The organism is Xanthomonas sp. F1 (assembly GCF_014199855.1).
On the sequence record NZ_JACHOK010000010.1, the window covers coordinates 58,611 to 80,995 of the forward strand.

21 protein-coding genes are annotated in these 22,385 nt (G+C 70.1%); 7 read left to right on the top strand and 14 right to left on the bottom strand.

The window, feature by feature from the left end:
- The first annotated feature begins 9 nt into the window (after positions 1–9).
- Together GGR71_RS17955 and GGR71_RS17960 are read left to right on the top strand one after the other, a co-directional pair.
- The gene (locus tag GGR71_RS17955) at positions 10–612 is read left to right on the top strand and encodes a response regulator transcription factor (protein WP_026143841.1); all 603 of its coding nucleotides are present in this window, start codon (positions 10–12) and stop codon (positions 610–612) included.
- A 103-nt stretch (positions 613–715) separates the two neighbouring features.
- Entirely contained in the window at positions 716–2,437 is a 1,722-nt protein-coding gene (locus GGR71_RS17960) for a sensor domain-containing diguanylate cyclase (protein WP_160958105.1), read from the top strand.
- Here the strand turns inward: GGR71_RS17960 and fhuE are convergent.
- The 3 genes from fhuE to GGR71_RS17975 all read right to left on the bottom strand — a co-directional run bounded on the left by fhuE (position 2,421) and on the right by GGR71_RS17975 (position 6,627).
- Positions 2,421–4,586, bottom strand: a complete 2,166-nt coding sequence (gene fhuE, locus GGR71_RS17965; protein ID WP_160958103.1) for a ferric-rhodotorulic acid/ferric-coprogen receptor FhuE — start codon at positions 4,584–4,586, stop codon at positions 2,421–2,423. The two genes, GGR71_RS17960 and fhuE, sit on opposite strands and share 17 nt — an antisense overlap.
- A 377-nt stretch (positions 4,587–4,963) precedes the next feature.
- On the bottom strand, positions 4,964–5,533 hold the full coding sequence (locus tag GGR71_RS17970; protein ID WP_160958100.1) for a cytochrome b: 570 nt from the start codon (positions 5,531–5,533) through the stop codon (positions 4,964–4,966).
- Positions 5,530–6,627 (bottom strand): catalase family peroxidase, encoded by a 1,098-nt coding sequence (locus GGR71_RS17975; protein WP_184452182.1) that lies wholly within the window; start codon positions 6,625–6,627, stop codon positions 5,530–5,532. Before GGR71_RS17975 ends, GGR71_RS17970 begins: the two co-directional genes overlap by 4 nt.
- 206 nt (positions 6,628–6,833) lie before the next feature.
- Here GGR71_RS17975 and GGR71_RS17980 point away from each other — a divergent pair, with 206 nt between their 5' ends.
- Complete coding sequence (locus GGR71_RS17980; protein ID WP_160958096.1) at positions 6,834–7,784, top strand: calcium/sodium antiporter; 951 nt, start codon at positions 6,834–6,836, stop codon at positions 7,782–7,784.
- A gap of 161 nt (positions 7,785–7,945) precedes the next feature.
- Here GGR71_RS17980 and GGR71_RS17985 read toward each other — a convergent pair whose 3' ends face one another.
- The 6 genes from GGR71_RS17985 to GGR71_RS18010 are packed head-to-tail and all read right to left on the bottom strand — an operon-like array spanning position 7,946 to position 13,849.
- Positions 7,946–8,317, bottom strand: coding sequence for a Na+/H+ antiporter subunit G (locus GGR71_RS17985; RefSeq protein ID WP_160958094.1), 372 nt, complete (start codon positions 8,315–8,317; stop codon positions 7,946–7,948).
- Positions 8,314–8,598, bottom strand: coding sequence for a K+/H+ antiporter subunit F (locus GGR71_RS17990; protein ID WP_010341381.1), 285 nt, complete (start codon positions 8,596–8,598; stop codon positions 8,314–8,316). Before GGR71_RS17990 ends, GGR71_RS17985 begins: the two co-directional genes overlap by 4 nt.
- A complete protein-coding gene (locus GGR71_RS17995) occupies positions 8,595–9,098 on the bottom strand; it encodes a Na+/H+ antiporter subunit E (protein WP_160958091.1) in 504 nt (167 codons plus the stop codon). The genes GGR71_RS17990 and GGR71_RS17995 overlap by 4 nt, the downstream gene beginning before the upstream one ends.
- A gap of 1 nt (position 9,099) precedes the next feature.
- Positions 9,100–10,662 (bottom strand): monovalent cation/H+ antiporter subunit D, encoded by a 1,563-nt coding sequence (locus tag GGR71_RS18000; RefSeq protein WP_160958088.1) that lies wholly within the window; start codon positions 10,660–10,662, stop codon positions 9,100–9,102.
- The gene (locus GGR71_RS18005; RefSeq protein WP_160958085.1) at positions 10,659–11,018 is read right to left on the bottom strand and encodes a Na+/H+ antiporter subunit C; all 360 of its coding nucleotides are present in this window, start codon (positions 11,016–11,018) and stop codon (positions 10,659–10,661) included. The genes GGR71_RS18000 and GGR71_RS18005 overlap by 4 nt, the downstream gene beginning before the upstream one ends.
- On the bottom strand, positions 11,018–13,849 hold the full coding sequence (locus tag GGR71_RS18010) for a monovalent cation/H+ antiporter subunit A (protein WP_160958083.1): 2,832 nt from the start codon (positions 13,847–13,849) through the stop codon (positions 11,018–11,020). The genes GGR71_RS18005 and GGR71_RS18010 overlap by 1 nt, the downstream gene beginning before the upstream one ends.
- Positions 13,850–14,288: 439 nt before the next feature.
- Here GGR71_RS18010 and GGR71_RS18015 point away from each other — a divergent pair, with 439 nt between their 5' ends.
- The gene (locus GGR71_RS18015) at positions 14,289–15,224 is read left to right on the top strand and encodes an NAD-dependent epimerase/dehydratase family protein (RefSeq protein WP_160958080.1); all 936 of its coding nucleotides are present in this window, start codon (positions 14,289–14,291) and stop codon (positions 15,222–15,224) included.
- A gap of 141 nt (positions 15,225–15,365) precedes the next feature.
- Here the strand turns inward: GGR71_RS18015 and GGR71_RS18020 are convergent, their stop codons facing one another.
- From GGR71_RS18020 to GGR71_RS18040, 5 genes are all read right to left on the bottom strand, one after another.
- Positions 15,366–15,848 carry an Mpo1 family 2-hydroxy fatty acid dioxygenase gene (locus GGR71_RS18020; RefSeq protein WP_048489284.1) on the bottom strand — a complete coding sequence of 161 codons (483 nt, stop codon included), beginning with the start codon at positions 15,846–15,848 and terminating at the stop codon, positions 15,366–15,368.
- Between the two features lie 505 nt (positions 15,849–16,353).
- The gene (locus GGR71_RS18025) at positions 16,354–18,231 is read right to left on the bottom strand and encodes a C40 family peptidase (protein WP_160958078.1); all 1,878 of its coding nucleotides are present in this window, start codon (positions 18,229–18,231) and stop codon (positions 16,354–16,356) included.
- Positions 18,232–18,282: 51 nt separating this feature from the next.
- Complete coding sequence (locus GGR71_RS18030) at positions 18,283–18,771, bottom strand: hypothetical protein (protein ID WP_160958076.1); 489 nt, start codon at positions 18,769–18,771, stop codon at positions 18,283–18,285.
- Between the two features lie 311 nt (positions 18,772–19,082).
- Complete coding sequence (locus tag GGR71_RS18035; RefSeq protein ID WP_160958073.1) at positions 19,083–19,472, bottom strand: hypothetical protein; 390 nt, start codon at positions 19,470–19,472, stop codon at positions 19,083–19,085.
- A gap of 261 nt (positions 19,473–19,733) precedes the next feature.
- Positions 19,734–20,660 carry a phosphoribosylaminoimidazolesuccinocarboxamide synthase gene (locus GGR71_RS18040; RefSeq protein WP_160958070.1) on the bottom strand — a complete coding sequence of 309 codons (927 nt, stop codon included), beginning with the start codon at positions 20,658–20,660 and terminating at the stop codon, positions 19,734–19,736.
- A gap of 141 nt (positions 20,661–20,801) precedes the next feature.
- Between GGR71_RS18040 and GGR71_RS18045 the strand changes: the two genes are divergently transcribed.
- From GGR71_RS18045 to GGR71_RS18055, 3 genes are read left to right on the top strand one after another with little or no spacing between them, the layout of a single operon-like run.
- Positions 20,802–21,134, top strand: coding sequence for a J domain-containing protein (locus GGR71_RS18045; protein WP_010341396.1), 333 nt, complete (start codon positions 20,802–20,804; stop codon positions 21,132–21,134).
- A 9-nt stretch (positions 21,135–21,143) separates the two neighbouring features.
- Positions 21,144–21,812, top strand: coding sequence for a ribulose-phosphate 3-epimerase (rpe, locus tag GGR71_RS18050; RefSeq protein ID WP_160958068.1), 669 nt, complete (start codon positions 21,144–21,146; stop codon positions 21,810–21,812).
- Position 21,813: 1 nt separating this feature from the next.
- Positions 21,814–22,296 (top strand): GNAT family N-acetyltransferase, encoded by a 483-nt coding sequence (locus tag GGR71_RS18055; RefSeq protein ID WP_160958065.1) that lies wholly within the window; start codon positions 21,814–21,816, stop codon positions 22,294–22,296.
- Positions 22,297–22,385: the final 89 nt, after the last annotated feature.

Sequence of the window (22,385 nt, forward strand, 5' to 3'; positions counted from 1 at the left end):
GGGGGTGCCGTGATTCGTTTAGTGCTGGCGGAGGACCAGGCGATGGTGCGCGGTGCGCTGGGCGCACTGCTGGGCCTGGAAGCGGATCTCGACCTGGTCGCCAGCGCGGCCGACGGCGAGGCGGCCTGGCGCGCGCTGCAGGCGCATGCGCCGGACCTGCTGGTCACCGATATCGAAATGCCCGGCCTCAGCGGCCTGGAACTGGCCCAGCGCATCCAGCGCCAGCAGTTGCCGGTGCGCGTCATCATCGTCACCACCTTCGCCCGCCCCGGCTTCCTGCGGCGGGCGCTGGACGCCGGGGTCGGCGGCTATCTGCTCAAGGATGCGCCCCCGCAGCGGCTGATCGAGGCGATTCGCCAGGTGCATCGCGGCGGCCGCGCGATCGATCCGGAGCTGGCGCTGGAAGCCTGGTCCGAGGCCGACCCGCTCAACGACCGCGAGCGCCAGGTGCTGCGCCTGGCCGGCGAGGGCGCCTCGGCCGGCGACATCGCCACGCAGTTGGGTCTGTCGTCGGGCACGGTGCGCAATTACCTGTCCGAGGCGATCGGCAAGCTCGGGGTCGGCAACCGCATCGAGGCGGCGCGGCTGGCCCGGCAGAAGGGCTGGCTGTGACGCGACGCGCGGTTCGGCCTGAAACTTGCATGGCTCCCTGCGCTTGACTGCGCAGCGCAGTGCGGGGCGCGCGCGGCCCTCCTCCCATCCATTGGCCGACGCCATGCCCTCCACCACGATCAACCGCTATGGCGTGCCGCTGGCCCTGCTGCTGCTGTTGGGCATCAGCGGCGGGGTGCTGGTGGGCAGCGAGCGCTTCCTCGCCGATGCGGCTGCCGTGCAGCGCAGCCACCAGGTCATCGCCGAGATCAACGGCCTGCAGCTCAACCTCGCCGACTGCGATGCCTCCCTGCGCGGCTTCCTGCTGCTGGACAGCCGCGAACACCTGGCCGACTTCCAGGCGTGCCAGCGCGCGCTGCCATCGCGGCTGCAGCAACTGGCCGCGCTGCTGCAGGGCAACCCCGCCCAGCAGCAACGGCTGCAGCAGGTTCAGGCCCAGATCCAGACGCGCATGCGCGACAGCGCGCGCGCGGTGGCCCGCTTCGAGGGCAAGGCGGTGGGGGCGCGCAAGCCGGATCCGGTGCGCGCGCGCCTGGGCCGCGAGATGTCGCAGGCGATCCGCCGCAACACCGACCGCATGGTGCGCAGCGAGCGCGCGGCGCTGGCCAGCAGCGCCCGCTCCACCGCCGCCAACGCCGACCTGTTGCGCCGGCTGGCGGTGGTCGGCATCCCCGCGGTGTGCGCGCTGACCCTGTGCCTGTACCTGCTGCTGCGCCGCGAGATCGGCCGCCGCAGCCAGGCCGAGCAGCGCGGCCACCATGCCAATGCGCTGCTGGTGGGCACCGTGCAGCAGATGCAGCGCACCGAACAGGATCTGCGCACGCTCAACCGCTGCAGCCGCGGGCTGCAGAGTTGCGTGCAGCAGGACGAGGCGGTGGAGGTCGCGCGGCAGGCGCTGGAGCGCCTGCTCGGCACTGCCGGCTGCAGCGTGTACTGCACCGACGCGGCGGGCGAGCAGGCGATTTGCGTCGCCCACTGGGGCGAGGATGCGGTATGCGCGCCGGCGCTGTCGCTGAGCGGCTGCGAAGGGCTGCGCCGCCGCGCCACCCAGATCCAGCGGCCGGGCGAGGCACCGGCCTGCGCGCACGCCGCCGGCGGTGCGCGGCATGGCACCTGCGTCCCGATGATGGTGCAGGGCGAACCGCTGGGCCTGATCCATCTGTCCAGCCGCGATCCGACCGTGCTGGAACGCCTGCACCTGGTCGAGGTGGTGGCCGAACAGCTGGCGATGGCGCTGCACAACCTGCAGTTGCGCCAGCGCCTGCGCACGCAGTCGATCCGCGATCCGCTGACCGGGCTGTACAACCGCCGCTACCTGGAAGAATCGCTGCTGCGCGAGCTGGCCCGCTGCGAGCGGCGCGACCAGCCGCTGGCGCTGATGATGCTGGATCTGGACCACTTCAAGGCGCTCAACGACCGCCTCGGCCATGCCGGCGGCGATGCCTTGCTGGCGGCGTTCGGTCAGTTGCTGGCCGGGCTGGTGCGGCCGGAGGACATCGCCTGCCGCTACGGCGGGGAAGAATTCACGGTGATCCTGCCCGGCGCCAGCGCCGAGGTGGCGAAGCGCCGCGCCGAGCAGATCCGCGCCGCGGTGGCGGCGCTGCAGGTGCAGCACCAGGGCCAGACACTGCCGCCGGTGACCGTGTCGATCGGCGTGGCCGCCTATCCCGACCACGGGCGCAGTACCGCGGAACTGCTGCGCTGCGCGGATGCGGCGCTGTACCGTGGCAAGCGCAGCGGCCGCAACCGCGTCGCCGCCGCCGGCGACGCGCCGTTGCGCGCCGAGACGGACTCCGGCGTTCGCCTGCTCAGAACGACCAGCTGAAGCTCAGCGCGCCGCTGCGCGGTTCGCCCCAGGCACCGTAGCCGTAGATCTGCGCGTAGTAGCGCTTGTCCAGCAGGTTGTTGAGGTTGAGCTGCACCGAGAACGCCGGCGACAGGCGGTAGCGCGCGAAGGCGCTGACCAGCGCGTAGCCGCTCTGTTCGAAACGGCCATAGGTGGCGTCGACGTAGTAGATGCGGTTCTGCCAGTTGACACCGCCGCCGAAGGTCAAGTCGCTCAAGCTGCGCGGGGTGTAGCTGCTGTAGAGCTTGAGCGTGGTCTGCGGCAGCTGGCTGTTGATGTCGGCGCCGGCGACGTCCTTGGCGACGTAGCGCGACGCGCCGAAGGTGGCGTTCCAGCCCGGCGCCAATTCGCCGTTGAGTTCGAGTTCGAAACCGCGGCTGACCGTGCCCTGCGCCGCAATATAGGCGGTCTCGGTGGTGCCCTGCACGAATCCGTTGGTGGCCTGGGCGACGTTGTCCTGGTCGATGCGGAACACCGACAGCGCGGCATTGAGGCGGTCGTCGAACCAGGCGCCCTTGATCCCGGCCTCGTAGCTCTTGCCGATCACCGGGTCCAGGTAGGCACCGCTGGCGGCGCGCGCGGTCTGCGGCTGGAAGATGTCGGTGTAGCTGGCGTAGACCGACCAGACGTCGTCGAGCGTGTACACCAGGCCGGCGTAGGGCGTGGTCTTCTCCTGGTGCAGCACGTAGCCCACCCCGCTCTCGGCGCCGTCCACCTTCCAGTCGGTGTAGCGCGCGCCCACGATCAGCTTCAGCGGATCGGCCAGCGACAGCCGCGCCGCCGCATAGCCGGCCTTCTGGGTGACGGTGCCGCGGCTGAACTCGCTGATCGGCGACCAGGCCGGTTCCGGATAGGCGCCGGTCCAGCCCAGGTAGCTCGGCAGCGGCCCCGGGAAGTCGAAGGCGCCGGTGTTCACGTAACGGCGGCGGTTGTAGCTGAGCCCGGCCATCAGTTCGTGTTCGCGTCCGCCCAGCTGGAGCGGGCCTTCGGCGTAGGCATCCAGGCCATCGACCTTGCGCCCGGTGATGTAGTAGCCCGAATACGGCACCACGCCGGCGCCGGTCTGCCGGTCGAAGCCGTAGATCGTGTAATAGGGGTAGAACAGCTTGTCGGTGACGTCGGTCTGGTCGTGGGTGGCGTTGAGCTTGAGTTGCCAGCCATTGCCGAAGGCGTGCTGCAGGGTGGCGAAGGCGCGCTTGCTGGTGGTGTCCCAGAACGTCCAGTCCGCGGCCGGGTTGAACCAGCGCGGGTAGTCGGTGCGGCTGCCGTCGGCGTACCACAGCGGAAAGCCGCCCCAGGTGACGCCGTCGGACTGCTTGTTCTGGTAGTCGTAGCCCACGCTCAGCTGCGTGTCCGGGGTCAGGTCGGCATCGATCACCGCATAGCCCAGCGCCTTGCGCTGGCGGTAGCGCTGCACGTACGAATCGGTGTCCAGGTAGCTGCCGATCACCCGGGCACGCACCGTGCCGCTGGCGTTGAGCGGCGTGGTGACGTCGACCGTGGAGCGCGTGCGGCCCCAGCTGCCGGCACTGACGGTGACGCTGCCGGTCAGTTCGGCGCTGTCGGCGTGCTTGCGGATCAGGTTGACCGAGGCCGACGGGTTGCCGGCACCGGTCAGCAGGCCGGTGGCGCCGCGCACCACCTCCACGCGGTCGTACAGGGCCAGGTCCAGCGCCGAATCGCCGTAGCTCCAGTTCTGCACCATCGTGGTCGGGATGCCGTCGAACTGGTAGTTGTCGATATAGAAGCCGCGCGCGTAGAACTCGAAACGCTCGCTGTCCGAGCGCGTGCTGGACACGCCGGTGGTGTTTTCCAGCACGTCGATGATGTCGTCCAGGCCCTGATCCTCGATGCGCTGGTGGCTGATGATGCTCACCGACTGCGGGATCTCCCGCGGCGCCAGCTCGAAGCGGGTGCCGGCGCTGGTCTTGCGCACGCTGTAGCCCTCGGCGCGCTCGCCCTTGACGCTGATCTTGTCGAGGGTGGTGACGTCGCGTTCGGTGTCGTCGGCACCGTCGGCGGCGGGTGCGGCCGGGTTCGCGGCGAACGCCGGCACGGCGGCCAGCAGGCAGGCCGCGGCCAGGGCCGAACGGCGCGGAAAACGGCAGGCGGGGGCAACACGGGACATCGCGGACTCCAAGGCAGCAGGCAGGGCCATCGCCGGCGCGAATGCAGCGCCGGACGACGTCGAGGGTGAGCTGGCTTGGCGCGTGGGCTCGCAGGCCGGCGTGGCGGCTGCGAAACATCGGCGCTGGCTGGCGCGGTCGCGGCGCCGGATCGCCATGGAGGCAACCGGTGCGCGGGAACAACACGGGCGGACGAGCGCGCTCGTCCGCCGACAAGTGTAACGGCGGCCTGGGGCCGCGGCCATGTCGGCGCCGACACAAACGCCTGGCGCGGCCCGGAGATAGGGCCGCGTCGGCCGATGCGCGCGAGCAGGGCCGGCGCGGCGGTGGTGCATGCGCCGGCCCCACTCGCGCGGTCCCGCCTGCGTGTATGGGTGGACTACGCCTGGTTGCGCGGCGCAGCAGGCGTCGTCGGGCCGCGCGCCATGCTCGAGAACACGCCGTCGCGGCGCACCCAGGCATGGAACAGCGCCGCGCACAGGTGCGCCAGCACCGTGGCGAACAGCAGGTAGGCCAGCCAGCCGTGCGCGCTGCGCAGCCAGGCGTACAGCGCCGGGCTGTGCGGGGCGATCGGCGGCAATTGCACGCCCGGCCACAGCACGATCGGGTAGCCGCCGGCCGAGAGCATCGACCAGCCCAGCAGCGGCATCGCCAGCATCAGCGCGTACAGCAGCCAGTGCGAGGCGTGTGCGGCGGCCTGCTGCCAGCGCGGCAGGTCGGCCGGCAGCGGCGGCGGCCGGTGCCGCAGGCGGTTGCCCAGCCGCACCAGCACCAGCAACAGGATCGCGATGCCCAGCGGGCGGTGCAGGTCCAGCAGCCAGGGCCGCTGCGACACCGAGGCGACCATGCCCACGCCGACGAACAGCATGGTCAGGATCATCGCCGCCATCAGCCAGTGCAGCACGCGCGCGAGCAGGTTGAAGTGGGCGGAGCGGTCGTCGCGGTTCATTGCGCACCTCCGTGCGGCTTCCCGGTGGCGTCGGGCGCCTGGCCGCGGGCGATCTCGCGCTCGCGGCGGTTGAAGGACTGCGAGTACACCGCCGAGCGCGCGGCCAGGATCGGATCGTCGGAGCCGGCGATGCCGTGCGGCAGGATCAACGGATCGTAGTTGAGGTCGCGGCACGGCCCGGTGGCCTGCGGCTCGGCATGGTCCAGCACCAGGGTGCCGGCGACCACCTGCTGGCGGTCCTGCGGCCACGGCTGCGACGGGTCGTCGACCGGGTCGCCGGGCGCGGCCACGGTCAGCACCAGGTCCCAGCGCAGCGGGCCGCGCGCCAGCCGCGCCTGCAGGTCTTCGCTGAGGAAGTCGGCGTCGGCCTTGGCGCGTTGCTCGGCCGACAACGGCGCGAACGGGGTCTGCGGGCGCATCGACCAGCGTACCGCATGCGTGCTGCCGTCGGCGGCGGTGAAGCGGAACGCGTTGACGCCGTTGTACTGGGTGTTGGCCCAGCTGTCCGACCACGGCGCGGTCTTGGCCCACTCCTGGAACTTCTTCGCCTCCGGGTAGCGCTGCAGGAATGCCGCCATCTTCGCCGGGTCCGGCTTGCCGGTGGCCGGATCCGGCCGCGCGGCCAGCGTCTGCGCCATGAAGCCCTCGGGGCTGGCGACCACGAAGAACGGGAAGCTGTTCATCGCCGTGCGCCATTCCTGGCCGTCGTCGCTGCGCAACTGCAGCGCCATGCTGCGCACGCGGGCGGCACCGTCGGCGCCATGCGGGTCGCCGCCGCCGATCGACAGCCGGCCCAGCACCGGCACCGAGGATCGCGCGAACACCCGGGCCGAGGACAGCGCGCTGCCCTGGCCATTGCCCTCGAAATGGCCGCTGACGCACACGCCCTTGCTATGCGCACGGCGGAAGCCCGGATGCGGCGGGCCGCCGGCTTCGATGGCGTCGGTCATGCGCTGCGCGGTCAGCCGCTGCGGGCCGCCCAGCCAGCCGGCGCTCCAGGCGAAGGCGGCGGCGAGCACGGCGGCGATCGCGGCGATGCCGGCCAGCGCCAGCCAGGGCCGCCGGGGCGGCGGCGTGGGATCGGGACGGGACATGGGCGGCTCCTGTGGCGGCGGCGAGGGAGGGGCGTGGTCGGGCGCGTGGCAGGCGCTAGCAGACACGCTCGGGCATGAACGTGGTGCAGTCGTCGCGGTGCGCGTGCTGGCTGGCCTTCGCGCTGCGCCGTCGCGGCCGGCACGACCACGGCGGCGTCATCGGCGCTGCGCATAGAATCGCCGCATCTTGGGGCAGGGAGTCGACGATGGCGGGTGCGATCGGCTGGGTCGTGTTGGGGCTGGCGTTCCTGGCGCTGGGTGGGGACTCGATCGTGAAGGCGGCCTCCGGCCTTGCCCAGCGCTGCGGTGCCTCGCCGTTCGTGGCCGGGTTGCTGCTGGTGGCATTCGGCACCTCGCTGCCGGAACTGGCGGTCAATGCGCATGCCTACGCAGTCGGCGCGCAGGACCTGGCGCTGGGCAACGCGGTCGGCAGCAACCTGGCCAATCTCGGCCTGACCCTGGGCCTGGCCGCGCTGGCGGCGCCGCTGCTGCTGCGCACCCGCCTGCTGCCGCCGCTGTTGATCCTGCTGACCCTGGCGACGCTGGCGCTGATCGGCTTCGGCCTGGATGGGGCGATCTCGCGCGCCGAAGGCGTGGTGCTGCTGCTGGCCTTCGTCGGCGTGGTCGCGTTCCTGTTGCTGCGCGCACGCCACGAGCCGGCCGCGCGCCAGCTCGGCGTGTCCGGCTATGCGGTGACCCGCACCGGGCTGGTGCTGAACCTGCTGCGCCTGCTGATCGCCATCGTGCTGTTGAACGCCGGCGCCAACCTGGTGGTGGCGCATGCGCCGCGGCTGGGCGCGGCCTGGGGCCTGTCGCCGCTGCTGGTGGGCCTGCTGCCGGTGGCGATCGGCACCGCGCTGCCCGAAGCCGCCGCCGCGGTGGCCGCGGCGCGCCGTGGCCAGGGCGACATGGTGGTCGGCCACGTGCTGGGCGCGAGCCTGTTCAATCTGCTGGTGGTGATCGGCGGCATGGCAGCGCTGCGGCCGCTGCCGTTGCCGGCCTCGTTCGTGCGCCTGGAACTGCCCGCGGCGATCGCGCTGGCGGTGGTGCTGTATCCGATGCTGCGCGGCGACATGCGGTTGAGCCGTGGCGAGGGCGCGGTGCTGCTGGTGGCGTTCCTGGCGTGGGTGGGGTTGGAGCTGGCGTTGCTGGCTTGAGTGCCGAGAGTGGAGATTCGGGATGACCAGCCTGCGGCTGTTGAAAGCGGGAATTCGAAAAAGCGGCTGGCCTCGGTCGTAAGAGTGGCTTTAGCCGCGGCGGGGCTTCACCGGGAACGCCCCGTCGCGGCTAAAGCCGCTCCTGCGAGGCAGGCCGTGTGCTACGGCCCGTCCGGCTGCTCCGGCGGCGGCAAGCCTTCCTGGTCGGCGTGGTCGCTGCCCGGCACCTGCGGGCGTTGCTCCAGCATCAGCGACAGCGCCGCCTTGGCCATCATGTGCGCGCTGATCGGCGCGGTGATGAACAGGAACGCGGTGATCAGCAGCTCGCGCGGCTGCGGGTCCTGGCCCAGGAACAGGTGGTAGCCGACCGAGGCCAGCAGCACGCAGCCCACGCCGAGGGTGCTGGCCTTGGTCGGGGCGTGCAGGCGCTTGAAGAAGTCCGACAGCTTCACCAGCCCCAGCGCGCCGATCAGGATGAAGAAGCAGCCGACGATCAGCAGCAGCGACAGCACGACCTGCAGTGCGGCGATCATTCGACGATGTCCCGGCGCAGCACGTACTTGCTCAGCACCACTGTGCTGCCGAAACCGAGCATGGCGATGATCAGCGCCGCCTCGAAGTACACCGGCGAATCCAGGTACATGCCGAACAGCATCAGCTCGGCGATGGCGGTCACCGACAGCGTGTCCAGCGCCAGGATGCGATCGGGCACGGTCGGCCCGCGCAGCAGCCGCCACAGCGCCAGCAGCATCGCCAGCGCCACCACGTGCATGCACACGACGATCGTGGTCTCGATGAACATGTGGCTGGTCATGGGAAGATCTCCATCAACGGCGCCTCGTAGCGCGTCTTGATCTGCCGGATCACGGTCTCGGCATCGTCCAGGTGCAGCACGTGCACCAGCAGGTACTTGCGGTCGTCCGACAGCGCTGCCGACACGGTGCCCGGGGTCAGGGTGATCATGCTGGTCAGCGCGGCGATACCGTGGATGTTGGCGATGTCCAGCGGGACCCAGATGAAGCCGGGGTGGATGCGTTTTTCCGGGCCGAGCACCTGCAGCGCCACCACCACGTTGGAGCGCACGATGTCCCAGGCCGCCACGCACAGCATCTTCGGCACCGAGCGCAGCGAGCCGATGCGGGCGAACTCGCGATCCAGGCGCGCGGCGAACAGCGGCACCGCCACGCCCAGCACCGCGCCCAGCAGCAACTGGCCGAGACTGAAGCTGTCGCTCATCAGCAGCCAGAACGCGGTGACGGTCAGGCTCAGCGGCCAGGACGGGAACAGGCGGCGCGACCAGGGGCGGGCGGACATGTCAGGGCTCCCGCAGGATCGGCGCGGTGCCGCGCAGCTGGGTGGTGTAGTCGGCCGGGCGCAGCAGTTGCGCGGCGGCGGCCTCGCTGTAATGCAGCAGCGGCCCGGCGGCCACGGTCATCGCCACGCCGTAGCCGAGCAGCAGCACGGTGGCGGCGGTTTCCAGCGGCCGCGCCGGCGCCTTGCGCGGTGCCGGGCGCGGCAGCTCCACGGTGCCGTCTTCCGCCGTGTCCTGGTCGCCGGGCACGCGCCAGAACAGGCGCACGCCGCCGCGGGTCAGGCCCATGATCACCATCAGGCTGCTGAGCAGCACCGCGGCCCACACCGGCCCGGTCAGCCCGCCCGGCGTCGCGCTGAGGATCGCCACCTTGGCCAGGAAGCCGGACAGCGGCGGCAGCCCGGCCACCGAGATCGCCGCGATCAGGAACAGCACACCGGGCACGGTCTTGCCCGGCAGCGGCGCGATGATCTCCTTGCGATCGCTGGCGCCGCCGCGGCGCCGCCGGATCAGGTCGGCGATCATGAACAGTGCCGCGGCGACAAAGCTGCTGTGCGCCAGGTAGTACAGCCCGGCGCCGAGCGTGCCGGGTGCATCCAGGGCGAAGGCCACGAACAGCGTCGCCGCCGACACGATCACCAGATAGCCGATCAGCACCCGCAGGCGCACCGCCGCCAGCACCCCCAGCGCGGCCAACAGCAGCGTCGCCAGGCCCAGCCACAGCAGCCAGTCGCGGCCGTAGCCGTCCAGCGCCTGCGCCTGGCTGCCGAGGATCAGCGTGCTCACCCGCAGCACCGCGTACAGCCCGACCTTGGTCATGATCACGAACAGCGCCGCCACCGCCGCCGGCGCGCGCGCATAGGTCTCCGGCAGCCACAGGTACAGCGGCAGCAGCGCGGCCTTGGCGCAGAACACCAGCAGCAACAGGCCGAACGCGGCCTTGATCAGCGCCACGTTCTGCGGCGGCGCCTGCGCCACGCGCTGCGACAGCTCGGCCATGTTCAGCGAGCCGAGCAGCGCGTACAGCAGGCCCAGCGCGATCAGGAACACCGTGGAGGAGGTGACGTTGAACACCACGTAGTGGAAGCCCACGCGCAGGCGCAGGCCGCGCCCGCCGCTGAGCAGCAGGCCGTAGGAGGCGATCAGCATCACCTCGAAGAACACGAACAGGTTGAACACGTCGCCGGTCAGGAACGCGCCGTTGAGGCCGACCAGCTGGAACTGGAACAGCGCATGGAAATGCGGCGCGCGCCGGTCCCAGCCGGCGCAGGCGTGCAGCAGGCAGGCGCCGGCGAGCAGGGTGGTGGTGGCCAGCATCCACGCCGACAGGCGGTCGGCCATCAGCACGATGCCCAGCCGCGAGGGCCAGTCGCCGAGCAGGTAGGCGTGGACCTGGCCATCGCTCACCTGCACGCACAGCGCCAGTACCGCCGCTGCCAGCGCCGTCATCGCGGTCCAGGCCACCGCGCGACGCACCTTGCGGCCATAGCGGCGGTGCTCCACGAACAGCGACAGCGCCGCGCCGAGCAACGGGATCAGGATCGGCAGGATCAGCAGATGGGTCATGGCGCCTCGCCCTCGGCCGGGTCCGGGCGCGCATCGACGTGGTCGCTATGGTTGTCGCCGCGGCTGCGCATCGCCAGCACGATGCTCACCGCAGTCATCGCGAAGGCGATCACGATCGCGGTCAGCACCAGCGCCTGCGGCAGCGGATCGGCGTGCTCGGCCAGGGTCGGAGCGATGCCGTCGCGCAGCACCGGCGCCTTGCCCTGCACCAGCCGGCCGCCGGCGAAGATCAGCAGGTTGGTGGCGTAGGACAGCACGGTCATCCCCAGGATCACGTCGAAGCTGCGCGCGCGCAACAGCAGGTACACGCCCACCGCGGTCAGCACGCCGATCGCGCTCGCCAGTGCCAGTTCCATCAGTGCATCTCCCCGGTGATGGGCGAACGCCGCGCCGGGTCGATCTGCCCACGCTGCGAATCGCGGGTGCGCGAAGGCTTGATCGTGCCCATCATCGACAAGGTCAGCATGGTGCCGCCGAACACCACCAGGTACACGCCGGTATCGAAGACCAGCGCGCTGGCCAGCGGTACGGTGCCGATCAGTGGCAACTGCAGATCCAGATGACCGCTGGTCAGGAACGGCACCCCGAACAGCATCGAGCCCATGCCGCCGACCGTGGCCAGCAGCAGGCCCAGGCCGATGCAGCGGATGTAGTCGAAGCCGAAGCGCGACTCCACCGAGGCCGCACCCTGGATCACGTACTGCATCAGCAGCGGCACCGCCAGCACCAGCCCGGCGATGAAGCCGCCGCCGGGCGCGTTGTGGCCGCGCAGGAACAGGAAGATCGACACGGTCAGGGTCAGCGGGAACATCAGCTGCGCCAGGTCGGCCGGCACCGGCAGCTTGATCGGCGGCCCGGGCATCACCTTCTCCGGCGCCATCCGCGCGCGCCGCAGCAGCGCGTGCACCACCAGCGCGGCGATGCCGAACACCGTGATCTCGCCGAAGGTATCGAAGCCGCGGAAGTCCACCAGGATCACGTTGACCACGTTGCGGCCATAGGCTTCGGGCAGCGCGCGCTGCAGCAGCTCGCCGGCCATCGTCGTCGCCGGCCGGGTCATCACCGAGTACGCCAGCAGCGCCATGCCGCCGCCGGCGACGATCGCCAGGGCGGCATCGCGCCAGCGCCGCCAGCGCCGCGGTTCCGGCGGCGAGGCCTTGGGCAGGTAATTCATGCCCAGCAGCATCAGCACCAGGGTCACCATCTCCACCAGCAACTGGGTCAGGGCCAGGTCCGGTGCCGACAGGAACACGAACACCAGACTCACGCCCAACCCGCTGCCGCCCAGCACCAGCACCGCCAACAGGCGTTGTTGGTACAGGAACAGCGTGGACAACGCGCAACTGAGGATCAGCAGCCACAGACCCCAGCCCAGCAGCGGCATGCCCTGCGGCGCCGGCCATTGCTGCCACAGCGGCGGCGCGCGCAGCAGCGGCGCGGCCACCACCACCACCGCGGCCAGCACCAACCAGCGCAGGCTGCGCTGCAGGCGGCCGTTGGCGAGCACGCGGGTGAAGCGCGCGGCCACGCCGAACAGGGTCTGCACGTGCCAGTGGAACACGCGCTTGCCCAGCGACCTGCGCACCTCGGTGTACAGCGCGGTCAGCCGGCGCAGGCCGAAATACAGCGCCACGCCGCCGACCACACCGGCGATGCTCATCGCCAGCGGCGCGTTCCAGCCATGCCACACCGCCAGGCTGTAGTCGGGCAGCGCGTCGCCGAGGATCGCCCCGGCGGCGGCGCGCAGCACCGGCGCCACGGTCAACGCCGGCACGATGCCGACCGCCACGCACACCAGCACCAGGATCTCCACCGGAATCTTCATCCAGCGCGGCGGCTCGTGCGGCATCGTCTGCAGATCGCGCGGGCCTTTGCCGAAGAACGTTTCATAGACGAAGCGCAGGCTGTAGGCCACGCCGAATACGCCGGCCAGCAGCGCCGAGGTCGCGGTGAACAGGCGCATCGCCGCCGGGCCGTCGGCACCCAGCGCCTCGGCGAAGAACATCTCCTTGGACAGGAAGCCGTTGAGCAGCGGGATGCCGGCCATCGACAGCGAGGCGGTGATCGCCAGCGCGCTGGTGATCGGCATCCAGCGGCGCAGATTACCGAGCCGGCGCATGTCGCGGGTGTGGGTCTCGTGGTCGATGATGCCGGCGGCCATGAACAGCGAGGCCTTGAACACCGCGTGGTTGAGGATGTGGAACACGCCGGCCACCACCGCCATCGGCGTGGACAGCCCGAACAGCATGGTGATCAGGCCCAGGTGCGAGATCGTCGAATACGCCAGCAGGCCCTTGAGATCGTGCTGGAAGATCGCGAACCAGGCGCCGGTGAGCAGGGTGACCGCGCCGATGCCGCTGACCGTGTAGAAGAACAGGTCGCTGCCGGCCAGCGCCGGATGCAGCCGCGCCAGCAGGAACACGCCAGCCTTGACCATCGTCGCCGAGTGCAGGTAGGCCGACACCGGGGTGGGCGCGGCCATCGCGTGCGGCAGCCAGAAATGGAACGGGAACTGCGCGCTCTTGGTGAAGATGCCGAGCAGGATCAGCCCCAGCGCCCACGGATACAGTGGGCTGGCGCGGATCACGTCGCCGGCGGCGAGTACCGCGTCGAGCTGGTAGCTGCCGACGATGCGCCCGAGCAGCAGCACGCCGCCGAGCAGCGCCAGGCCGCCGCCGCCGGTGATCACCAAGGCCATGCGTGCGCCGTCGCGCGCGTCCTGGCGATGCGACCAGAAGCCGATCAGCAGGAACGAACTGATGCTGGTCAGTTCCCAGAACACCATCAGCAGCAACAGATTGCCGGCGATCACCATGCCCAGCATCGCGCCCATGAACAGCAGCAGATAGGCGTAGAAGCGCGCCGCGTTCTCGCGCGCGTTCAGGTAGTAGTGCGCGTACATCACCACCAGCGCGCCGATCGCCAGCACCAGGCCGGCGAACATCCAGGCCAGCCCGTCCAGGCGCAGCGAGAATTGCAGGCCGATCTGCGGCAGCCAGGCGTGGTCGGCACGGACGATGCCGCCCTCGAGCACGGTCGGTGTCAGTGCGCCCAGTATTGCCAAGCCCGCCAATGGCGCCAGCGCCGCGGCCCAGGCCAGGGTGGCGCGCGAGCGGTGGCGCAGGGCAACCACGGCCGCCGCCATCAGAAACGGCAAGGCCAGCAGGATGTCGAGGGCGGGGATCATGCAGGGAATACGAGATTCGCGAGCAGGAGCCCGAGTGTAACAGGCGCGTCACGGCGGTGGCCGGCGCGGGAACGAGAAGCGTGCACGGTCATGGCGACAGCGTAGCTGCAGGCAGGTGATGTGCTTGCGAGCGCGCGTGGGATGGGGACACTGGCGATGCGCTACACGCCATGCGTGCGACGCGGCGCGCGCCTGGCGTGTGGCCCAAGCATCGCCGTGGGTGAGCGCGGTCTGCAGCGCGTCGCGCGTCGCGCTCCATCCAGGCGTTGGTGCGTGCGGCTCGGGTCGGGTCACGGGTGAGAGGGGACGATCGCTGGCGGCTGCGCATGCCTGCGCCACGCATCGCTTGTCAGGCTTCACCGTCCGTGGCTTGACGTGCTGCAGGCCGATCCAGCGTGGTTCCAGGCGCAAACGGCGGCGCACCCACTATGCTGTGCAGATGACCGATTCGCTTGCTGCTGCATCCGCCTCCCCGATTTCCGTCGCCTCGCCGCGCATCGCGCTGGTGTTCGGCGGCAGCGGCCAGATCGGCGAGCGCCTGCTGCAGCGCTTGCTGGCCGACGGATGGGAGGTGCATGCCTACTCGCGTCAGGCGCGTGCGCCGCAACCCCGCCTGCACTGGCATGCCGGCGAACTCAGTGCGCTGCAGGCGCCGCCGGTGGCGGCCGACGTGGTGTTCAGTTGCGGGCCGCTGGACGCCTTCGCCGACTGGTACCGGCGCGCGCCGGTCGCCGCAGCGCGCGTGGTCGCCTTCGGCTCCACCAGCCTGGAGGTCAAGCGCGATTCGCTGGATGCCGCCGAACGCGACGTCGCCAGGCGCCTGCGCGAGGCCGAAGCGATCGTGTTCGCGGTCGCCGCCGAGCGCGGCGCGGCGGCGACGGTGTTGCGGCCGACCCTGGTCTACGGCGCCGGCCGCGACCGCACCCTCAGCGCGATCGCGGCGCTGGCGCGGCGCACCGGCTGGTTCGTGCTGCCGCGCAGCGCCCGCGGCCTGCGCCAGCCGGTGCACGTGCAGGACCTGGCCGACGCGGCGCTGGCGGTGCTGGCGCATCCGGCCACGCACGGGCGCAGCTACGCCCTCGGTGGCGGCGAGACGCTCAGCTACCGCGAGATGGTGCGGCGGGTGCTGGCCGCACTGCGGCCGCCGGCGCGGCTGCTGACGCTGCCGCATGCGCTGTTCGCGTCGGCGCTGGCGCTGGCCCACGCCTGCGGTCGCCTGCAGGGCATGAACCGCGCCGCGCTGCAGCGCATACGCGAAGACCTGGCGTTCGATCTGCAACCGGCGCGGCAAGATTTCGGCTACGCGCCGCGCGCCTTCGCGCCGGATGCGGCGATGCTGGGCCTGGAATCAGGGGACACGGCGCAGCAGGGGTGATGCAACGTCGCGCCCGCACGCGCCCGCACGCGCCAGTCAGGCGCGGATGGCTCGCAGGCACCGCGATGGACCAGGGAGCGGGGGATGCCGTAGTGGCCGCGTCCGCCTGGCGGCGATGCGCGGCAGCGTTCTCGACCGCGCTCAGTAGCGCCAGTGCATGCGCCGGTACAGCTTGGCCAGCACCCAGGCCGGGCCGATCAGCAGATAGGTCAGGTCGGTGAGGAAACTGGGCCGATGGCCTTCCAGCGCGTGCCCGATGAACTGGGCAATCCAGGCCACCACGAACACGCCGACCGCCAGCCACAGCAGCCCCTGCAGGCCCAGGTGCGCCTCCAGCAGCCGGCACAGGCAGCCGCAGAAGAAGAACGCCGCCAGCATGCCGTAGCCCAGCGTGCGCGACAGGCGGTTGTAGTACATCCACGCCGCGAACATGCCCAGCGCCGCCCACAGCCCGCTCTGGAACCAGGTGCCGCCGACCGGGATGCACCACAGCAGGGCCACCACCGACCACAGGATCGCCGGCACCGCGACCACGTGGATGCGCTGGTTGGCGGCATTGCGGTGATCGTCTGAATAGCTGGCGAAATAGCGGTCGATCGGGCGCGCGTAGGCGGTGGTATCCATCTTCCCTCCCAGGAACCGGCCCAGCATAGCGCCATCGCCGGAGTGATGCGGAGACACTGGCCCGGCGGAGGGCGGCGATCACGGTGACGGGATCGTCTGAGGCGATCTGGCGAAGCGAAAAGCCATTGTCTCCAGCACGGACGCCTTTCCCGTTCGCAGGTCGCGCCGACACCGCGCAGTCGCTCATCAGCGCAGCCGGCATCGAGGCCGCTCCCGCCAACGGAGCGAGCGTTGGCGCAGCACTGCACTTTCGTGAAGTGTGGCCTCAGCCGCGACGGGGGTTGCCGGGGGACGCACCGGTCAGGGTTGGAGTCGCCACCACAAGGCAACGGGCATCTGGTTCGCTCGTGCCGGATACAGGGGATGAGAGGTGCCTTTTCGTTTCGACGAACGGCGTCCCAACGATGTCGGACACCGCCTGATCGATCACCGCAGGCGAGCGGTGGCATGGCCGACCAGGGGCGATCGCGCTGTCGGCGCGATCGCCCCGCCACGGCTCGGCCGCTCAGGCGCGCGCCATGGCCTTGTTCGCCTCCTGCTGCTGCTCGCGCTGCACCGACTCCTGCTGCTGCGCGGACTGGCTGGCCAACTGCGCGCTGGTCTGCTCCAGCGGCGGTGCCGGCTGCTGCAGGTCCACCACCGCACGGAAGCCCGGCGTGGTCCCGGCGACGAAGGCCTTGTCGTTCGCCACGTTGACCTCCTTCAGCTTGTCGGGACTGTCGATCCCGGCCTGCTTGGCCTGCAGGGTGAGGTTGGCCACCGCCTCGTTCGACAGCTTGGCGTGCGGCGGATTGGCCTTCTCGGCACCGCGATCGGCCTCGGTACGCATCTTGTCGTACAGCGGCGTATCCGGATGTCCCGGCTCACCCAGCTGCGGACCCTTCGCCGGCTTGGCCTGCGCCTGCTCGGCGGCCGCCAGCCCGGCCCGGGTGTCGCGGCCGACGATGCCGTCCTGGGTGAGGCCGCGCTGTTTCTGGAAGGCAAGGACTGCCTCGCGGGTATGCTCGCCGAAGCGTCCATCCTCGGCCAACGCCTTGCCTTGCGCATCGCGCACGCCCATGCGGTTGAGTTGGCGCTGCAACGCTTCGACGTCATTGCCGCGCTCGCCCTGCTTGAGCAGGCCATCGGCCATGGCTGCACTTTTGCCGCCGTGCGCTTCTGCAGGTGCGGCGGACGCCTGCCGTGCAGGAACTTCACCATTGCCATGCACTGGGGCGCGAACCTGGAATTCGGGCTTAGGGGTCAGCGCGCCCACGATGCGGGTACTGCCTCCATCCCAGTAGCCACCTGGGCGAATCGTGACCTCCGCTGGTCCGGTACTGCCCTGCGAGCCGATGAATTGGATATTGCCCGCCTTGTCGTACCCCTTGAAGATGCCGATGTGTTGCCCATTCGGCGAAGAAAACATCAGCAGATCGCCCTGGTGCAACGAGCCATTGGGTTTGCGTGCCTCCGCCGCGGAGGTGACATCGAAATGCTCGCGCGCATATGACGTGACCTGCGAGCCATTGAAGAGCTTGGCGGTAGTGAATCCTGCGGCGTTCTCGCCCGGCACGTCGTAGCCGGCGTTCTTGAGCCCGCGCCACACGAACGCTGAACAATCTACGCCAAGCCGGCCGTCGCCATCGCCATCGCGCTCCAGGCGGCTGCTGTCGCGCCCCGGCCTGGGGTGATCCGGACGGCCGTACTCGTAGCGCCGGCCCTCGTTGAAGAAGTGCTGGTACGCCTCGTTGTAGACCGCCGCGCTGGGGTTGGTGGACGCAGCTGGGGCGGGGTTCGATGCAACTGGCGTAGCCGGGGATTGCGATTGCGCGGTGGTCTGTGCAGCGGTCTGAGCGGGTGTCTGTACCGTGACGTCGCCCGCCCGCCAACCCTCGAAGCGCCTGATGCCGTCGGCCAGCGCCTCACGTTCGCGCTCGCTCATCTGCGCAACCGTTTTATTGCGCAGGTCCACGCCTTGGCGGTCGCCCTCCGCGAAGATGGTGGCGGCCTGTTCGCGATGATGCGTGGTGCCGCTGTAATCGGCCTTCGAGTAACGCGGCAGCATCTGTTCGACCGTGTCGTTGCCGAAGCGGCGCTCCAGCAGCTGGATCTTGGCAGCACGGCCTGCCTCGTAGCTCTCGAAAACGGCGTTGCCCCACTGGTCGAGACCAACGACGCCGCGATATCGGTCCTGCGCCGACTCCAATGCCTGCTCGCGTGTGCGCGGGTTGGTCACTGTCTTGTCTGCGCTACCGGCGAACTCGAACTTGAGGTTGCCGGGATTGTTGTTGCGCCACGATACCGATCCGCCTGATCGGCTGACGGTACTTCCATCGTCCATCTCTACCGTGCGCGTGGTGCCGACGCTGCTGACGAGTCGAGTGATTTTGGGGTCCGACATACCTTGCTCTCCTTGCGATTGGACAAGCACACGTGCTTGTAGAAACAGTTGCTACATTCCGTCTGAAAACACGTCCAGGGCGCTGGCGCTGACCCAGCCTTGCGCGCAGTTTCCGGCATAGCGACCTGGCGCGGTGGCGTGGCAAGCGTCGCCGTTTGCGGGGGACGCCCACTGGATTGGGCGGTCTCCATACTGCTTGCACAGCGCATTGCCCTTGCACTTCGCCACGCTGTCGGCCGGAATCGCGACGACGTAGTAGTACATGGGGTTTTGGCCGGCGCGGGCGATGCCCTGGACGCAGACGAGCTGGCCTTGCGAGAGGGTGGCTCGCGGTGTGGCATGGCTTCCCGTGGTCGGCACGACATTCAGCGCAGGCGTGCCCTTGGCGTCTGCAACGCCTGCGAAAAATCCCTGCGCGCCACAGTCTGCGGTCAGCTCGACGTCGTAGTAGTCGCCTGCGTCCAGATTGCCCGCCGTACAGTTCCGTGCCGTCTTGCCGTCTTCGCACTGCACGCCGCTCGACTGCAGCAGCTGTTGCACTGGATCATTCGACGTGGCGTCTGTAGGCGGAGATACGGCGGGAGGCGCTTGCTTGGCGGGCGCTGGGGCGGCTGCGGCCACCGCGGCAGGGGCAGCGGATTGGCCGTTGCTGCATGCGCTCAATGCGAGTAGCAGCACCGAAACGGCGGGCCACACAACACGATTGCCCAGGCGGCGGGAAGGACGGGATGAGCGCATCTTTACCTCACGTGAGAGCAGGGTTATGGAAATGTAGCGCGGGCGGGATACGGCTTGGTGAAGGAAAAAGAGGGCTGCAAGAGTGCCTGTGCCGCGTGGCCAGAGCGCGCTGGTTACAGCGCCTGATCGTCCACTTCCACCAGCGTCCAGCACGGCTTCTGCGCGAACCGGTAGACCTGTTGATCACCGGTATCGGGGGTGCGCACCATGACTTGCCTGCCCTGGGCGTTCTGCGTCACCACGACCTCGCGCCCGCCCTTGCGGGCCGCGTCCAGGTTCGGGATCACCGGCCATTCGACCTCGGCCAGCGGCACGTTGCGGGTGACCGGTGCCGGCTCCGGCTGCGCGTCCGGATCGACGTGGATCATCGTCAACGGATCGGCGGTGGCATTTTCCTGGGCCGCGATGTCGGCGCTGAAACGCTTGAGAAAGGCGTCGAAATCAGCATCCTGGCAGCGCGGCGCTGCTGCGGCCGCAGGGGCCGGTGGAGTCGCTGGCGCCATTGCTGCAGGCTCGGAGCCGGCAGAGGGTCCCTTACAGGCGACCAGGGCGGCGGCAAGGGCCAGTGAAGTCAGAATGGGGCGTGCACTAGCCAACGGATCCTCCTGATCAGGTCGGACGCACGAGCGCTCGCGCGGGTGACCGAGTCTAGTTGACCAGGATGCTCCGAGCCGTGAAGCGGCGCGAATGGCGGCTGGCCACCGCAAGGTGGCCGCCCTCAGCGGCCACCCTCATGCGCCCGCGCACCCGGCGCACGGCTCCACTCAGTCGACCGAAATCCCCGCCAGCCGCTGCAGCGCCTCGGCGTACTTGGCGCGGGTGCGGTCGATCACGTCCTGCGGCAGGCGCGGGCCGGGGGCGGTCTTGCCCCAGTCCAGCGTCTCCAGGTAGTCGCGCACGAACTGCTTGTCGTAGCTCGGCGGGCTGGTCCCCACTTCGTACTGGTCGGCCGGCCAGTAGCGCGAGGAGTCCGGGGTCAGCATCTCGTCCATGATGTACAGGCGGCCGTCGGCGTCGGTGCCGAACTCGAACTTGGTGTCGGCCAGCAGGATGCCGCGCTCGGCGGCGAAGTCGGCGGCGAAGCGGTAGATGCGCAGGGTGGCGTCGCGCACGCGCTCGGCCAGTTCGGCGCCCACGGTCTTGACCATGGCGTCGAAGTCGATGTTCTCGTCGTGGTCGCCGACGGCCGCCTTGGTCGAGGGGGTGAAGATCGGTTCGGCCAGCTTCTCGGCCTGGCGCAGGCCGTCGGGCAGTTCGATGCCGCTGACCTTGCCGGTGCGCTGGTAATCCTTCCAGCCGCTGCCGATCAGGTAGCCGCGGGCGATGGCTTCCACCGGCACCGGCTTGAGCTTGCGGGTCACCACCGCGCGCTTGGCGTACAGGGCCTTGTCCACGCCCTCGGGCAGCACCGCGGCCACGTCGATGCCGGTGAGGTGGTTGGGCATCAGGTGGTCGGTCTTCTTGAACCAGAAGTTGGAGACCTGGCACAGCATCTCGCCCTTGCCGGGAATCGGGTCGGGCAGCACCACGTCGAAGGCCGACAGGCGGTCGGTGGCGACCATCAGCAGGTAGTCGCCGGGCGGCGCGTCGGCCGGCAGGCGCTCGCGGGGAAGATCGAACACGTCGCGGACTTTGCCGCGGTGGCGCAAGGGCAGGCCGGGCAGATCGGATTGCAACAGCGTGGTGGACACAGGCACTCCTACGGACTTCGCAATGGCGACCGTCCCGGGACCCGGCGGGCCCGCGGCGGACGGCGGGCCGCGTAGTGTACGGCCGGAATGCCCCGCTGTGCCGTAAAATGGCCGGCCCTGACGCCGCGCCCGCCCTTGCCCATGCCCTGGTACGGAAAACTGCTCGGCGCCATCGCCGGGGCCCTGCTGCTGCGGCCCACGCCGGTGCTGGGCGCGCTGATCGGGTTGCTGATCGGGCATGCCTTCGACGCTGACTGGTTCAAGCTGTCCCAGCGCGAGGATCCCTACCGGGAACTGGGCCTGACCCGCGACGCCACCGACGCCGAGATCGAACTGGCCTATCGCCGGCTGATGTCCCAGTACCACCCCGACAAGGTCGCCAGCGCCAGCCCCGAGCTGCGCGCCCGCGCCGAGAAGAAGGCCAGCCAGCTCAACACCGCCTACGACCGTATCCGCACCCTGCGCAAGCGCTGAGACCCCGCCATGTCCGACTGCCTCATCTCCCCGTCCATCCTGTCCGCCGATTTCGCCCGCCTCGGCGAGGAAGTGGATGCCGTGCTGCGCGCCGGCGCCGACTGGATCCACTTCGACGTGATGGACAACCATTACGTGCCGAACCTGACCATCGGTCCGATGGTCTGCCAGGCGCTGCGCAAGCACGGCGTCACCGCGCCGATCGACGTGCACCTGATGGTCGAGCCGGTGGATCGGCTGATCCCGGATTTCGCCGAGGCCGGCGCCAGCATCATCAGCTTCCACCCCGAGGCCAGCCGCCACGTGCACCGCAGCATCCAGCTGATCAAGTCGCACGGCTGCAAGGCCGGGCTGGTGCTCAACCCGGCCACCCCGGTGGACATCCTCGACTGGGTGCTGGACGACCTGGACCTGGTGCTGGTGATGTCGGTCAACCCGGGTTTCGGCGGCCAGGCCTTCATTCCCTCGGCGCTGGACAAGCTGCGCGCGATCCGCACCCGCATTGACGCCAGCGGCAAGCCGATCCGGCTGGAGATCGACGGCGGGGTCAAGCCGGACAACATCGCCGCGATCGCCGCCGCCGGCGCCGACACCTTCGTCGCCGGCTCGGCCATCTTCAATGCGCCGGACTACGCCGAGGTGATCAAGCAGATGCGCGCCGCGGTGGCGGGGCGCTGAGATGGCGGCGCTGCACATCCGCCCGGCGGTGGCCGACGACGCGGCGCTGATCCTGCGCCTGATCCGCGACCTGGCGCGCTACGAGCGCGCCGAGGACGCGGTGCAGACCGACGAGGCCGGCCTGCGTGCCAGCCTGTTCGGCGCCGACGCCCGCGCGCATGCGCTGATCTGCGAGGCCGACGGCCAGCCGATCGGCTACGCGGTGTACTTCTACAACTATTCCACCTGGCTCGGCCGCAACGGCCTGTACCTGGAGGACCTGTACGTGGATCCGGCGCACCGCGGCGTGGGTGCCGGCAAGGCGCTGCTGCAGCATCTGGCGCGGCAGGCGGTGGCCGAGGGCTGCGGCCGCTTCGAATGGTCGGTGCTGGACTGGAACCAGCCGGCGATCGACTTCTACGAAGCGGTCGGCGCCCGCGCGCAGGACGAGTGGACCGTGTACCGGCTGCAGGGCGAGGCGCTGGCCCGGTTCGCCGCCGGCTGAGCGGCGCCGGGCGGCCAAAAGAAAAGAACCGCACCGTCGCCGGTGCGGCCCCTGGGAGAGAAATCGGAGGCTGATCCTGCCTCCATCCG